Origin of the sequence: Pseudonocardia sp. P1, assembly GCF_000178675.2 — a bacterium.
Classification (GTDB): Bacteria; Actinomycetota; Actinomycetes; order Mycobacteriales; family Pseudonocardiaceae; genus Pseudonocardia.
The window spans coordinates 2,928,505-2,943,288 of sequence record NZ_ADUJ02000001.1 but is presented as its reverse complement, the minus strand read 5'-3'; the positions used below and the strand labels follow the sequence as shown (position 1 = coordinate 2,943,288).

Genomic DNA, 14,784 nt, shown 5'->3' with positions numbered 1-14,784 from the left:
GGAGCGCTCAGTGCGCGGTGGCGCACGCCTCCATCAGCCGCGCCCCGTGGTCGACGGCCCGCTCCCGGTCCACCGGGCTGGCCGGGTCGAGCCAGGCGAGGACGATCTCGGCGATCCCGCCCATCACGAAGTGCCCGGCCAGGCGGAGGTCGTCGGGCCCGACCCGGGTGTCGATCGGCTGCGCGGCCATCAGCTCGCCGAACCCGCGGTTCGCGCTGCGCCGCCGGGCGACCAGCGGCGGGCACCCGAACGCGTCGGCCAGCACGACGACCCGTCGCGGGTCGCGGGCGACGTCGTCGAGCATCGCCGCCATCACGGCCCGGAACCGGTCGACGGGGGTCGGGGCGGACGCCGCCGCCTGCAGCATGGCCGCGGCGCGCTCGTCCACGATCGCGTCGAACACCGCGCACACCAGGTCGGCGCCGGTCGGGAACTCCGCGGCGGCCGTCCCGGGCAGCCCCGCCCGCGCGGCCGCGGCGACCGGGTCGACGGCGGGCCAGCCGCCGTCCACCCACTGCTGGAGGGCCGCGTCGAGGAGTCCCTCGCGGTCCTGTTCGGCACGGTCCATGACCGTCATCATGGCACCGCGGGTCCGGTGCGGGGCCGTTTCCACAGCGGACACACACGGTCGGACACACCGCCGGGCCGTGCCGCCGCGGAAGGCGGTGGCCCCGGTGAATACGCTGGAGGGCATGAGCAAAGCCGTGCTGACCGCCGTGGCGTGGCCCTACGCCAACGGCCCCCGGCACATCGGCCACGTGTCCGGGTTCGGTGTGCCCTCCGACGTCTTCGCCCGGTACCGGCGGATGGCGGGGGACCGGGTGCTGATGGTCTCCGGCACCGACGAGCACGGCACACCGATCCAGGTGCAGGCCGACGCCGAGGGGCTCACCCCGCGGCAGCTGGCCGACAAGTACAACGACGTGATCACCCGGGACCTGCAGGGCCTCGGCCTGAGCTACGACCTGTTCACCCGCACCACGACCTCGAACCACTACGAGGTCGTGCAGCACATGTTCACGGCGCTGTACAAGAACGGCTACATCGTGCCGCGGACCCAGCTCGCCGCGATCAGCCCGTCGACCGGGCGCACCCTGCCGGACCGCTACATCGAGGGCACCTGCCCGATCTGCGGCTACGACGGCGCCCGTGGTGACCAGTGCGACAACTGCGGCAACCAGCTCGACCCGGCCGACCTCAAGAACCCCCGCTCGAAGATCAACGGGGAGACCCCGTCGTTCGTCGAGACGGAGCACTTCTTCCTCGACCTGCCCGCGTTCTCCGAGGCGCTCGGGTCGTGGCTGTCGACCCGCACCGACTGGCGGCCGAACGTGCTGAAGTTCTCGGCGAACCTGGCCGAGAACCTGAAGCCGCGGGCGATCACGCGGGACCTGGAGTGGGGCGTCCCGGTGCCGCTGGACGGCTGGTCGGACAACCCGATGAAGAAGATCTACGTCTGGTTCGACGCCGTCATCGGCTACCTGTCCGCGTCGGTCGAGTGGGCCCGCCGCGGTCCCGACCCGGACGCCTGGAAGCAGTGGTGGACCGACCCCGAGGCCCAGGCCTTCTACTTCATGGGCAAGGACAACATCACGTTCCACTCGGTGATGTGGCCGGCGATCCTGCTCGGGCACAACGGGCAGGGCGACCGCGGGGGCGACCCGGGGCGCTACGGGAAGCTCGACCTGCCCAGCGAGGTCGTGTCCTCGGAGTACCTGACGATGCTCGGCTCCAAGTTCTCCACCTCGCGCGGCACCGTGATCTACGTCGGCGACTTCCTCCGCGAGTTCGGGCCGGACGCGCTGCGGTACCACATCGCCGTCGCCGGTCCGGAGAACCAGGACGTCGACTTCACCTGGGACGAGTTCGTCCGCCGGGTGAACTTCGAGCTGGCCAACGAGTGGGGCAACCTCGTCAACCGGTCGGTCTCGATGGCGCACAAGAACGTCGGTGCGATCCCGGCGCCGACGGCCCCGCAGCAGGCCGACGCCGAGCTGCTCGCGGTCTCGCGGGCCGGGTTCGACACGGTCGGCGGGCTGCTCGCCCGGAACCGGTTCAAGCAGGCCGCCGGCGAGGCGATGCGGGTCGTCACCGCGGCGAACCGGTACCTGTCCGACCAGGAGCCGTGGAAGCGCAAGGACGACCCGGAGCGCCGGGACACGATCCTGCACACGGCACTGCAGGTCGTGCAGGACGCCAACACCCTGCTCACCCCGTTCCTGCCGCACTCGGCCCAGAAGGTGCACGAGGCGCTGGGTGGTGCCGGGGTGTGGGCCGCGCAGCCGGAGCGCCAGGAGGTCGACGACCTCGGCGACGGGCCGTCGTACCCGGTCCTGACCGGGGACTACGCGGCCGAGCAGGCGCACTGGGGGTCCACCCCGGTCGAGGTCGGCCGTCCGCTGGCCAAGCCGACGCCGATCTTCGCCAAGCTCCCGCCGGAACTGGGGGAGACCGGTCCGGAGTGGGCACCGATCCAGCAGTGAGCGCGCCGTCGGAGACCCAGGGCCCGCACGGCCGCCGTCCCCGCCCGGATCCGCCGGAGCCGCTCGCGGCACCGACGATCGACTCGCACACGCACCTCGACGCGTGCGGCTGCGAGACCGACGCCGACGTCGTCGCCGCACTGGACCGGGCGGCGACGACCGGTGTCGCCGGGGTGGTGACGATCGCCGACGACCTCGTCGCGGCCCGCTGGGCGGTCGGGGCGGCGCACGCCGACGACCGGGTGTGGGCGGCGGTGGCGCTGCACCCCACCCGTACGGCGTCGGTGTCCGGCGCCGATCTCGCCGAGATCGAGCGGCTCGCCGCCGACGACCGGGTGGTCGCGATCGGCGAGACCGGCCTGGACTACTACTGGGACCACGCGCCGCCGTCGGCCCAGCAGGACGCCTTCCGCTGGCACATCGGCCTCGCCAAGCGCACCGGCAAGCCGCTGATGATCCACGACCGGGACGCGCACGACGACGTCCTGCGGATCCTCCGCGAGGAGGGCGCCCCCGACGACGTCGTCTTCCACTGCTTCTCCGGCGACGCGGCGATGGCCCGCGAGTGCGTCGACGCCGGGTACGTCCTGTCGTTCGCGGGGCCCGTCACCTTCAAGCGCAACGACGAGCTGCGCGCCGCGGCGGCGCTCGTGCCCGACGACCGGTACCTGGTGGAGACCGACGCCCCGTTCCTCACCCCGCACCCGCACCGCGGGCGGGCGAACGAGCCGTACGTCCTGCCGTGGACCGTCCGCGGGATCGCGGCGACCCGCGGGGAGACGGAAGCCCGGGTCGCCGAGTCGGCACGACGCAACGCCGAACGGATCTTTCGGCTGGACGCAACCGAATAACACCGCCCATCGCAGCGGCGGTCGGGGTCCTCGTCACTCGGCGTCGATCACGGGCCGCTCGTCGCCGGTCCCGTGTCCGATGGCCTCGGTCCGGTCACGGTCCGCTAACGTCGTCGGCCGTACCCGCCGGGACGGGGTCGCTCCCCCGACCCGCGGGACGACGACCGGTCCGCTCCCCAGCAGAGGTTCCGCTCCCCGGTACCGCGCCGGTCGTCGTCTCCGCAGGTCATGGCCTTGTCCCGGACAGCCGAGCCCACGGGAAGTCATGTTCGAGCGCAGCGTTGTTCCGACCCCCGACGACGACGTCACGCGTCCCCTTCCCCTGTCCGGTGGTGCCGCCGCACCCGCCGGGCTCTCCGGCGACGAGGCCGGGTACGTCAGCTACGAGGGCAGGCACCGCGGCGGACCGTCGAAGACGGGCGTCCGCACCGTCGCCGCGGCCGCGCTGTTCTCGGTGCCGACCGCGGGCCTGGCCGTCGCCGTGATGGCGCCGGAGCCGGGCGACGCGACACAGTCGCTGCGCGCCGACCTCGCCTCGAACGCGACCGACCTCGGCACCGCGTCGATGTCGCTGGAGCGCCAGGCATCCCCGTCGACGTCGTTCGCGCCGGTCGCGGCGCCGACCTCCGGGGCGGACATCGTCGACGCCCAGATCGTCGAGTCGCAGAAGCTCCCGGTCCCCGAGCAGGAGGTGCAGGACCCCTCCCTGGAGGAGGGCACCCGCACCGTCGTCGACCCGGGCCGTGAGGGCGAGCGCAGCGTGATCTGGCGGGTCACCTACGACAAGGGCCGCGAGGTCGCCCGGGACCGGATCGGTGCCGGCCAGGACACCCCGGCCACGCCGCGGGTCGTGAAGGTCGGCACCAAGAAGAAGGCCGAGGAGATCGTCGAGAAGGCCAAGTCCGCCGCGCCCGCCGTCTCGAACGGCGCCACCTGGGACAAGCTCGCGAAGTGCGAGTCCGGCGGCGACTGGTCGACCAACACCGGCAACGGCTACCAGGGCGGCCTGCAGTTCGACAAGCAGACCTGGCAGTCCTACGGCGGCGACCAGTACGCCCCGACCGCGGACAAGGCCAGCCGCGAGGAGCAGATCTCGGTCGCCGAGAAGGTGAAGGACGACCGCGGCGGCTACAGCGCCTGGCCGTCCTGCTCGTCCAAGCTCGGCCTGAGCTGATCCCGGCGGGCCGCCCGTCCGCCGTCCCGGCGAGAATGGGCGCGTGAGCGAGAACGGGACCGCCCGGCTGCTGGGCCCCGCCGACGTCCGGGTGCTGGCCGACCGGCTCGGGCTGCGACCCACCAAGAAGCTCGGCCAGAACTTCGTGCACGACGCGAACACCGTCCGCCGGATCGTGAAGTCGGCCGGTGTGGGCGCCGACGACGTCGTGCTCGAGGTCGGGCCCGGGCTCGGGTCGCTGACCCTGGCGCTGCTCCCGGTGGCCGCCCGCGTGCACGTGATCGAGATCGACCCGGTGCTCGCGGAGCTGCTCCCGGAGACGGTCGCCGAGCGGGCACCCGGTCTCGCCGACCGGCTCACCGTCACCGGCGCCGACGCGATGCGGGTCTCCGCCGCCGAGCTCGCCGCCGACGCGGGCGGGGCCCGGCCTGCGGATCCCACCGCGATCGTGGCGAACCTGCCGTACAACGTCGCGGTCCCGGTGATCCTGCACCTGCTCGCCGAGCTGCCGAGCCTCGAGCGCGGGCTGGTCATGGTGCAGGCCGAGGTCGCCGACCGGCTCGCCGCCGGCCCCGGCTCCCGGCAGTACGGCGCCCCCAGCGCCAAGCTCGCCTGGTACGCCGACGCCCGCCGCGCCGGTCCCGTCCCGCGGGCGGTGTTCTGGCCGGTTCCCGGTGTCGACTCCGGACTGCTCGCCTTCACCCGGCACGACCCGCCGTCCGGTGCGGACCGGGCCGCGACCTTCGCGGTGATCGAGGCTGCGTTCGCCCAGCGCCGCAAGGCCCTGCGCGGGGCACTCGCCGGCTGGGCGGGATCCCCGGCGGCGGCCGAGACCGCGTTGCGGGCGGCCGGGATCGACCCGACCACGCGCGCCGAGCGCCTGTCGGTGACCGACTTCGCCGCCGTCGCCGCGTACCGCTGACCCGCACCGGTACGTGGGGGTGACCGGAGCGACGGACGCGGCGGGCCGCATCATGTCGGGGTGACACGGGCGAGCGGGCGAGTGGTCGGCACGGACGGGACGAGCCCGTGGCCGGCGTTGTGGGCCCTGGTCATCGGGTTCTTCATGATCCTGGTCGACGCGACGATCGTGACCGTCGCGACGCCGGCACTCCTGGCCGCGTTCGGCGCGGACGTCAACTCGGTGATCTGGGTGACCAGCGCCTACCTGCTGGCCTACGCCGTCCCGCTCCTGATCACCGGCCGGCTCGGGGACCGGTTCGGCCCGAAGCACGTGTACCTGGCCGGGCTCGCGGTGTTCACGCTCGCGTCGCTGTGGTGCGGGCTCACGACGACCGTCGGCGGCCTGATCGTCGCGCGGGTCGCGCAGGGCCTCGGCGCCTCGCTGATGACCCCGCAGACGATGTCGGTGATCACCCGCACGTTCCCGGCGGCCCAGCGTGGCCGGGCGATGAGCCTGTGGGGTGCCGTCGCCGGGGTCGCGACGCTGGCCGGGCCGATCCTCGGCGGGCTGCTGGTCGGCGGTCTCGGCTGGGAGTGGATCTTCTTCGTCAACGTGCCGTTCGGCGTCGTCGCGTTCGTCGCCGTGTGGCGGCTGGTGCCGTCGCTGCCGACCTCCCGGCGACGGTTCGACCTGGTCGGCGTCGTGCTGTCCGCGGCCGGGATGTTCCTGCTGGTGTTCGGGATCCAGGAGGGCCAGAAGTACGACTGGAGCCCGCTGGTGTGGACGTCCATCCTCGTCGGCGCCGGGATCCTCGTCGTGTTCGTGTGGTGGCAGTCCCGGACGCGGTCCGAGCCGCTCGTCGCGCTCCAGCTGTTCCGGGACCGGAACTTCTCGCTGGCCAACATCGCGATCTGCACCGTCGGCTTCGCGATCACCGCGCAGGGTTTCCCGCTGATGATCTACGCGCAGAGCGTGCGCGGGTTCACCCCCACCGAGGCGGCGCTGCTGCTGGCGCCGCTGGCGATCCTGTCCGGCGGGCTCGCGCCGTGGACCGGGCGGCTCACCGACCGGATCCATCCGCGGTTGATCGGCGGGTTCGGGATGGCGACGTTCGTCGCCGGGCTGCTGTGGCTCGCGCTGGCGATGGGCCCGGACACCCCGGTCTGGCAGCTGGTGCTGCCGATCGCGCTGCTCGGCATCTCCAACTCGTGCGTGTGGGCGCCGATCTCGACGAGCGCCACCCGGAACCTGCCGATGGACCAGGCCGGGTCGGGGTCGGGGATCTACAACGCCACCCGGCAGGTCGGCGCGGTGCTGGGCAGCGCCGGGATCGCGGTGCTGATGGAGGCCCGCATCGCCGCCCTGGTCCCCGGGGCCGGCGGCGGGTCCGGGGGCTCGCCGGAGACGGCCGTCGCCGGTGGTCCGCTCCCCGAGGCGGTGCGGGAGCCGTTCGCCGTGGCGATGGCGCAGTCGGTGCTGCTGCCCGCAGGCGTCCTCGTGGTCGGGCTGGTCGCCGTGGCCTGCTTCACGACGCCCCGCCACCTGCTCGCGCAGCGCCCCGGCGCCGGCGAGCCCGCGGCCGCCGCGTCGTCCGCACCGAGGGAGTCGCCGGGCGGATGATCCGGCCGGGACACCGGGACACCGGGACACCGGGACACCGGGACACCGGGACACCGGGACACCGGGACACCGGGACACCGGGACACCGGGGCACCGGGATGCGGACGTCCGCATGTCGGGACGCGAAGACCGGTGCGGCCGTCGCGGCCACCGTGCCTTCTGCCGGATCGCTTCCCCAGGCAGCGATTTTCCGGAACCCCACTCCGACCCGGCGGGCAGACGGAGCCGACGCGGCGTCGGGACTCCGGCACCGGACACCGGACACCGGACGTCGGAACGCCGGGACGCGGACGTCGGGATGCCGGGATGCCGGGACGCGGACGTCGGATGCCGGGACGCCGGGACGCCGGGACGCCGGGACGCGGTGCGGCCGTCGCGGTGACCTTCCTCTTCTGCCGAATCGCTTCCTCACGCAGCGACTTTCCGGAACCCCTCCCCGGCCGGACGGACAGCCGGCGTCGCCGCGGCGGTGGTGCCGCCCCGTTATGCCTCCGAGCCGAGCCGAGCCGAGCCGAGCCGAGCCGAGCCGAGCCGAGCCGAGCCGAGCCGAGCCGAGCCGGGCCGGGCCGAGCCGGTCCGGGCACCCCGGCGTGGCGCCCGGAGCGCTGGTGAGCCCGCCCACGCATCGGGACGGGCGACGGCAGGTCCGGGTCCCGGCCCGTAGGGTTGAACGGTGCTGTCCGCCGTTCCGCGACCGGTCACCGTCCGGGTCCCCGCGAAGATCAACCTGCACCTCGCCGTCGGCGGGGTGCGGCCGGACGGCTTCCACGACCTCGTGACCGTCTTCCACGCGGTGAGCCTCTTCGACGAGGTGTCGGTGCAGCCCGCCGACGAGCCGGCACTGGAGGTGCACGGCGACGGCGTCGCCGAGGTCCCGCTGGACGCCACCAACCTGGCCTGGCGGGCCGTCGAGCTGCTGGCGCAGAAGGCCGACCGCGACCCGGACGTGCGGGTCACCCTGCGCAAGGGCATCCCGGTCGCCGGCGGGATGGCGGGCGGCTCCGCCGACGCGGCCGGGGCGCTCGTCGCGCTCGCCGCGCTGTGGCGGATGGAGCTGGGCCGCGACGAGCTGTCCACGCTGGCCGCCGAGCTGGGATCGGACGTCACGTTCGGGCTGCACGGCGGCACCGCGCTCGGTACCGGGCGCGGTGAGCGGATCATCCCGGTGCTGGCCCGGCACCGCCTGCACTGGGTGATCGCGCTGGCGCGGGGTGGGCTGTCCACACCGGCGGTGTTCGGCGAGCTCGACCGGCTGCGCGGCGACGGCGAGATCACCGAGCGTCCGGTCGAGCCGGTGCTCGAGGCGCTCTCCTCGGGAGACCCCAACCGGCTCGCGCTGAACCTGGGCAACGACCTGCAGGCCGCCGCGGTCTCCATGGCGCCCGACCTTCGCCGCACGTTGCGCGCCGGGGTCAACGCGGGCGCGCTGGCCGGGCTGGTGTCCGGGTCCGGGCCGACGTGCGCGTTCCTCTGCGCCGACGCCGACGCGGCCGTCGAGGTCGCCACGGAGCTGGCCGGGATGGGCGTGTGCCGCACCGTCCGGGTCGCCCACGGACCGGTCGGCGGCGCCCGCGTCGTCGACGAGAACGAACCCCCGCCCGAGCGCGGCGGACCGGCGTCCTCGGGCGCCTGGCCCCCGGCACGCGCATGACGGACCAAGAGAGCTGAATGCCCGAGAACCTGCTCAACCTGGAGAACGTCACCGCGCACGTGCCCGGTGACGCGTCGCGCGTGCTGCTCGACGGCGTGTCGCTGGGCGTCGAGCGCGGCGACCGGATCGGCGTCGTCGGCCTCAACGGCGGCGGCAAGTCCACGCTGCTCGACGTCATCACCGACGAGCGACCGGTCGAGGGCGGCCGGGTCAGCCGTGTCGGCGGGCTGCGGATGGCGCACCTGGTGCAGCACGACCGCTTCCCGGCCGGCTCCACGGTGCGCGACATCGTGCTCGCCGGCTACGGCGCCGACCACGAGTGGGCGGCCGACCCCCGGGTGCGTGACGTGCTCGACGGTCTCGGGATCACCCCGAAGGGCGCCGGCGCCGACGCGCTCGACCGGCCCACCGAGGGCCTCTCCGGCGGGGAGAAGCGGCGGATCGCGCTGGCCGCGGCGCTGGTCGGCGACCTCGATCTCGTCGTGCTCGACGAGCCGACCAACCACCTCGACGTCGAGGGCATCGGCTGGCTCGCCCGGCACCTGACCGAGCGGCGGATCGCGCTCGTCGTCGTCACGCACGACCGCTGGTTCCTCGACACCGTCTGCACCCGCACCTGGGAGGTCGCGAACGGCCGGGTCGAGTCCTACACCGGCGGCTACGCGGACTGGATCTACGCGCGGGCCGAGCGTTCCCGGCAGGCCGACGCGGCCGAGCAGCGCCGCCGCAACCTCGCCCGCAAGGAGCTGGCCTGGCTGCGTCGCGGGCCGCCCGCGCGGACGTCGAAGCCGCGGTACCGGATCGAGTCGGCCGAGGCGCTGATCGCCGACGTCCCGGCGCCCCGCGACACCGTCGAGCTGATGCAGTTCGCGACCAACCGGCTCGGGCGCACCGTGCTGGAGCTGGAGGACGCGACCGTCGCGATCGCCGGCCGCACCCTGCTCGACCGGGTCACCTGGCGGCTCGGTCCGGGCGACCGGGTCGGCATCGTCGGCGTCAACGGCTCCGGCAAGACGACGCTGCTGCGGGCCCTGTCCGGGGACCGTGAGCTCGACGCCGGACGGCGGGTGCAGGGCAGCACCGTGAAGATGGCGCAGCTGACCCAGGAGCTCGTCGACCTGCCCCCCGAGATGCGCGTGCTGGAGGCGACCGAGGCCGTCGCCAAGTACGTGCGGCTCGGGAAGCAGGAGATGACGGCGTCGCAGGTCCTGGAGCGGCTCGGGTTCCCCGCGTCGCGGCAGTGGACCCCCGTCGGACGCCTGTCCGGCGGCGAGCGCCGACGGCTGCAGCTCACGAGGCTGCTGATGGACGAGCCGAACGTGCTGCTGCTCGACGAGCCCACGAACGACCTGGACGTCGACACGCTCGCCGGGCTGGAGGACCTGCTCGACGGCTGGCCGGGGACGCTCGTCGTCGTCAGCCACGACCGGTACCTGACCGAGCGGGTCTGCGACCAGGTGGTCGCGCTGTTCGGCGACGGCACGCTGACCCACCTGCCCGGCGGCATCGGCGAGTACCTCGCCCGGCGCGCGTCGGCGGACCGGATCACGGCGGGTCCGGCGGCCACCGCGGCGACCCCGGGTGCGACGGCGGCCCGGCCCGCGGCGCCGAAGGTCGACGCGGCGGCCCAGCGCACCGCCCGCAAGGACGCCCAGCGCCTCGAACGCCGCATGGACCAGCTCACGAAGCGCGAGGAGAAGCTGCACGCCCAGCTGGCCGAGGCGGCGACCGATCCGGCGCGTCTGCAGGAGCTCGACCGGGAGCTCCGCGACGTCGTCGCCGAGCGGGAGTCCGTCGAGATCGAGTGGCTCGAGGCTGCCGAGCGGGCCGAGGGCTGAGGCCGCTCTCCTACCGGACCTCTCCTACCGAAGTAGGAGGGAATCCGGTTGGAAATCCGTAGTTCGGCTGATCCGGGGGCCCCCGGTGACCGGCTAGCGTCGTGACCACGCCACGACGGGCTGGGGAGCGTCGTCGTGACGAGGGGGACGAGCCGGTCCCGCCGCCGTCCGTCGGGGGACGACGGCGGGGCCGGTTTTCTCGTCTCCGCCGACGGTGACCGGCCCCGTCCGCCGGACGGGGATCAGCGGGCCTTCGCCGCCACCTCCGCGAGCTCGTCCAGCGTCGTCAGGGTCTCCTTCTCGGGCCGCGTCGGGAGCATGAACGTCACCCGCTCGACCCCCGCGTCGGCGTAGCCCGCGACCACGTCCGGGTCGGCGGGCGCGCCGAACACCGTGGTCGGGACGTCCGGCTTGCCGCGTCCGGCGAGGTCCGCCCGCACCTGCTTGATCTCGTCGAAGGACGCGTGGCCCCGCGGCAGCCAGCCGTCGCCGACCTCGGCGAGCCGGGTCAGCGCCGCATCGCTCTCCCCACCCAGGTAGATCGGCGGGTGCGGGGAACGGACCGGCTTCGGCCAGCAGTACGACCGCTCGATGTCGACGTGGTCGCCGTGGAACTCGGCCTCGTCCTCGGTCCACAGCGCCTTCAGGGCGTGCAGCTGCTCGGTCATCAGCTTGCCGCGCCTCGTCGGGTCGACGCCGTGGTTGCGCATCTCCTCGCGGTTCCACCCGGCCCCGACGCCGAACAGCAGCCGCCCGCCGGAGACGAGGTCCACGCTCGCCGACTGCTTCGCCGTGTGGATCACGTCGCGCTGCGGCATCAGCGCGATGCCGGTGCCCAGCAACAGGTTCGTCGTGGTCTCCGCCATCGCGGCGAGCGTGACGAACGGGTCGAGCGTGCGGTAGTAGACCCGGGGCAGGTCCCCGCCGCCCGGGTACGGGGACTCCCGGCTGGTCGGGATGTGCGAGTGCTCGGCGAGCCACACCGAGTCGAACCCGCGCTCCTCGAGGGCCGCGCCCAGGGGGCCGGGGCGGATGCCCTCGTCGGTCACGAACGTCGCGATGCCGAACTTCATGGTGCAGTGGTACCCGGTCCGGGCCCGCCGCATTCCGCCGGCTGCGGTCAGCCCGTCCCGGAGAGCCGCCGCAGCAGCAACGCCTCGGCCAGCACCCCGCGGCCGAACATGCCCAGGTGCAGGCTCTCGTCGATCCCGTGCCAGCGGCTCGCCGGGTCGCCGACGCCGGTGACCAGCACGGCCGCTCCGGGGAAGGTCCGCGCGAACTCGGCGATGAAGGGGATCGAGCCGCCGATGCCGGCCTCGACCGCGGCGTTCCCGAACGCCGCGGAGAACGCCGCCCGGGCGTGGTCGTACACGGCACCGGTGGAGGACAGGCTGAACGGCTCGGCGACCCCGGTCCCGGGCGTCACGGCCACCTGCGCGCCCCACGGCACGTTCTGCTCCAGGTGCTCCGCGAGCGCCCGCTGGGCCTCGGCCGCGTCCTGCCCGGGTGCGAGCCGCATGCTGACCATCGCGCGGGCACGGGGGAGGAGCACGTTGGACGCCTCGGCGACCTTCGGCGCGTCGATGCCGAGCACCGCGACGGCGGGGGAGAGGTTGACCCGGTCCGGGATGCTGCCGGTCCCCAGCAGCTCGACGCCGTCGAGCAGGCCGGCGTCGGCGCGGTAGGTGGCCTCGTCCGGGTCGGGAGCGTCCGAGCTGCTGCGGACCAGGCCGGGGACGGCGACCTCGCCCTTGTCGTCGTGCAGCGTGGCGAGCGTCCGGCAGAGCACGGTGAGCGCGTCCCCGATCGGACCGCCGTAGACGCCGGAGTGGACCGGCCGCTCCAGCACCGACACCTCGACGACGACGTCGACGAGACCGCGCAGGCTGGTGGTCAGCGCCGGGACGTCGACGGCCGGGTTCGCGGCGTCGGCGATCACGATGACGTCGGCGGCGAGCGCGGCGTGGTGCTCGGCCAGCAGCGCGGACAGCGTCGGCGAGCCGGACTCCTCCTCGCCCTCGACGAACAGCGTCACGCCGACCGGTGGCCGGCCGTCGTAGGCGCGAAGCACCGCCAGGTGGGTCATGACGCCGGCCTTGTCGTCGGCGGCGCCGCGGCCGTAGAGCCGGCCGTCCCGCTCGGTCGGCTCGAACGGCGGGCTGGTCCAGTTGTCGTCGCCGCCGGTCGGCTGGACGTCGTGGTGGGCGTAGAGCATCACCGTCGGCATGCCTTCGGGCGCGGGCCAGTGCGCGACGACGGCCGGTGCCCCGCCGTCGGCGGCGAGGACCCGCACCTCCGAGGCGCCGGCGTCGCGGGCGAGTGCGGCGACCGCGTCGGCGGAGCGCCGGGTGTCCTCGGCGTGCGCCGGGTCGGCCCAGATGCTCGGGATGCGGACCAGCGCCTCCAGGTCGGTGCGCGCTCCCGGCAGGACCGCGTCGACCGCCGAGGAGAGCTCCGTGGGAGGGGTGCCGATCTGCTGCTCGCCCATGGCGCCGGATGCTACGCCCGCGGCCGTCCGGGTCCGCCGGTCACCGATCTTCGCGGCGGGGACGGGTGATTCGTCGCTAGTGTCGGGCCCATGTCCCGCTTCCTGGCGATGATGCTGGAGTCCGCGACCGGTCCCGATCGGGACGCCCGCGGGATGACGACGGGTGAGCCGCGCGAGCCGGTCCGCCGGAGCTGGGCCGAGGTGCACCGGGCGGCCCTGGCGTCCGCGGACGCGCTGCGGCGGCCCGGTGCGGCGGGCGAGCCCGCGCTGCCGTTCGGCGGTGCGGTCGGGGTGCTGGCGGGCGAGCCCGCGGAGATCGCCCCCGCCGCACAGGCGGTCTGGCTGTGCGGGGGCAGCGTGACGATGCTGCACCAGCCGACCCCCCGCACCGACCTGGCGGTCTGGGCCGAGGACACCGTCACCACGCTCAAGATGGTCGACGCGGCCATGGTCCTGCTGGGGCCGCCGTTCGACGCGCTGGCGCCGGTGCTGACCGAGCAGGGGGTCGCGTTCCGGACGCTCGACTCGCTCGACGGCGACCCGGACGCCTTCACCGCCGCCGCGGACGTCGCCGACGAGGGCGACACCGCGCTGCTGCAGCTGACCAGCGGGTCGACTGCCGCGCCGAAGGCCGTGCGGATCACCCACGGGAACCTGCACGCGAACATCGGCTCGATGGTGACCGCGTCGCAGCTCGACGTGGCGACCGACCGGATGGTGTCGTGGCTGCCGCTGTTCCACGACATGGGGATGGTCGGGTTCCTGACCGTCCCGATGACGGTCGGCCTGGATCTCGTCACCGTGACCCCGGCCGACTTCCTCGGCAGGCCACGGCTGTGGGCCGAGCTGATCTCGCGCTACGGCGGCACGGTCACCGCCGCCCCGAACTTCGCCTACGCGGTGCTGGCCCGCCAGCTCGCCCGGGTCGACGACGGCGAGCTCGACCTGTCCTCGCTGCGGATCGCGCTCAACGGTGCCGAGCCCGTCGATCCCGCGGCGGTCGAGGCGTTCACCGTGGCCGGTGCCCGGTTCGGGCTGCGTCCCGAGTCGGTGCTGTGCGCCTACGGGATGGCGGAGACCGCCCTCGGGGTGGCGTTCGCACCGGTCCACACCGGTCTCGCGGTGGACCGGGTCGACGCCGAGGAGCTCGAGGCGCACCGCCGCGCGACGCCCGCGGGTACCGCCCCGGCCCGGGGGTTCCCGGAGCTCGGACCGCCGCTGCCCGGCATCGAGGTGAAGGTCGTCGGCTCCGGGGGAGCGGACCTGGGGCCGCGCGAGGTCGGCGTGCTGCACCTGCGCGGTGCCGCCGTGACGCCCGGCTACCTCACCGTGGAGGGCCCGCTGTCCACGCAGGACGCAGACGGGTGGTTCGACACCGGCGACGAGGGCTACCTGACCGACGGCGGCGCCGTCGTGGTCTGCGGCCGCACCAAGGACGTGATCATCATGGGCGGCCGCAACATCTACCCGACCGACATCGAGCGTGCGGCGGGGGAGGCCGACGGGGTCCGCGCGGGCAACGTCGTCGCGGTGCGGATCGCGGCGGGCGAGGGCCGGCACCGCGAGTCGTTCGCCGTCGCGGTGGAGGCGAAGGGCGCCGACACCGACGACGCCGTGAAGGCGATCCGCGCGGACGTCGTCCGCCGGGTGGTGTCCGCGGTCGGGGTCCGGCCCGCCGAGGTCGCGGTGCTGGCGCCGGGGAGCCTGCCGAAGACGCCGTCGGGCAAGCTCCGCCGCGCCGCCACCGCCGACCTGCTGACCGCCCCGCGCTGACC

The 14,784-nt window shown here is 74.4% G+C and carries 11 protein-coding genes; 8 read left to right on the top strand and 3 right to left on the bottom strand.

Features of this window, described 5'->3' with window-relative positions; genetic code table 11:
- Positions 1-7 precede the first annotated feature (7 nt).
- Positions 8-568, bottom strand: a complete 561-nt coding sequence (locus PP1_RS13215) for a hypothetical protein (RefSeq protein ID WP_139323760.1) — start codon at positions 566-568, stop codon at positions 8-10.
- A 124-nt stretch (positions 569-692) separates the two neighbouring features.
- On the opposite strand from PP1_RS13215, the gene metG reads away from it, so the two are divergent.
- The 7 genes from metG to PP1_RS13180 all read left to right on the top strand — a co-directional run bounded on the left by metG (position 693) and on the right by PP1_RS13180 (position 10,521).
- Entirely contained in the window at positions 693-2,483 is a 1,791-nt protein-coding gene (metG, locus tag PP1_RS13210; protein ID WP_010225893.1) for a methionine--tRNA ligase, read from the top strand.
- A complete protein-coding gene (locus PP1_RS13205; RefSeq protein ID WP_010225895.1) occupies positions 2,480-3,334 on the top strand; it encodes a TatD family hydrolase in 855 nt (284 codons plus the stop codon). The genes metG and PP1_RS13205 overlap by 4 nt, the downstream gene beginning before the upstream one ends.
- A 265-nt stretch (positions 3,335-3,599) precedes the next feature.
- The gene (locus tag PP1_RS13200) at positions 3,600-4,508 is read left to right on the top strand and encodes a resuscitation-promoting factor (RefSeq protein WP_010225897.1); all 909 of its coding nucleotides are present in this window, start codon (positions 3,600-3,602) and stop codon (positions 4,506-4,508) included.
- Between the two features lie 43 nt (positions 4,509-4,551).
- A complete protein-coding gene (gene rsmA / locus PP1_RS13195) occupies positions 4,552-5,430 on the top strand; it encodes a 16S rRNA (adenine(1518)-N(6)/adenine(1519)-N(6))-dimethyltransferase RsmA (protein ID WP_010225898.1) in 879 nt (292 codons plus the stop codon).
- Between the two features lie 60 nt (positions 5,431-5,490).
- Positions 5,491-7,032, top strand: coding sequence for a DHA2 family efflux MFS transporter permease subunit (locus tag PP1_RS13190; protein WP_249265929.1), 1,542 nt, complete (start codon positions 5,491-5,493; stop codon positions 7,030-7,032).
- Positions 7,033-7,705: 673 nt separating this feature from the next.
- Positions 7,706-8,683, top strand: a complete 978-nt coding sequence (locus tag PP1_RS13185; RefSeq protein ID WP_010225902.1) for a 4-(cytidine 5'-diphospho)-2-C-methyl-D-erythritol kinase — start codon at positions 7,706-7,708, stop codon at positions 8,681-8,683.
- A gap of 17 nt (positions 8,684-8,700) precedes the next feature.
- Positions 8,701-10,521, top strand: a complete 1,821-nt coding sequence (locus PP1_RS13180; protein ID WP_010225904.1) for an ABC-F family ATP-binding cassette domain-containing protein — start codon at positions 8,701-8,703, stop codon at positions 10,519-10,521.
- Between the two features lie 242 nt (positions 10,522-10,763).
- On the opposite strand, the gene PP1_RS13175 is transcribed toward PP1_RS13180, so the two are convergent.
- Together PP1_RS13175 and PP1_RS13170 are read right to left on the bottom strand one after the other, a co-directional pair.
- Positions 10,764-11,594 carry an LLM class F420-dependent oxidoreductase gene (locus PP1_RS13175; protein ID WP_029239271.1) on the bottom strand — a complete coding sequence of 277 codons (831 nt, stop codon included), beginning with the start codon at positions 11,592-11,594 and terminating at the stop codon, positions 10,764-10,766.
- Positions 11,595-11,641: 47 nt separating this feature from the next.
- A complete protein-coding gene (locus tag PP1_RS13170) occupies positions 11,642-13,009 on the bottom strand; it encodes a M20/M25/M40 family metallo-hydrolase (protein WP_010225906.1) in 1,368 nt (455 codons plus the stop codon).
- 90 nt (positions 13,010-13,099) lie between these two features.
- Between PP1_RS13170 and PP1_RS13165 the strand changes: the two genes are divergently transcribed.
- The gene (locus PP1_RS13165) at positions 13,100-14,782 is read left to right on the top strand and encodes a fatty acyl-AMP ligase (RefSeq protein WP_075313953.1); all 1,683 of its coding nucleotides are present in this window, start codon (positions 13,100-13,102) and stop codon (positions 14,780-14,782) included.
- Positions 14,783-14,784: the final 2 nt, after the last annotated feature.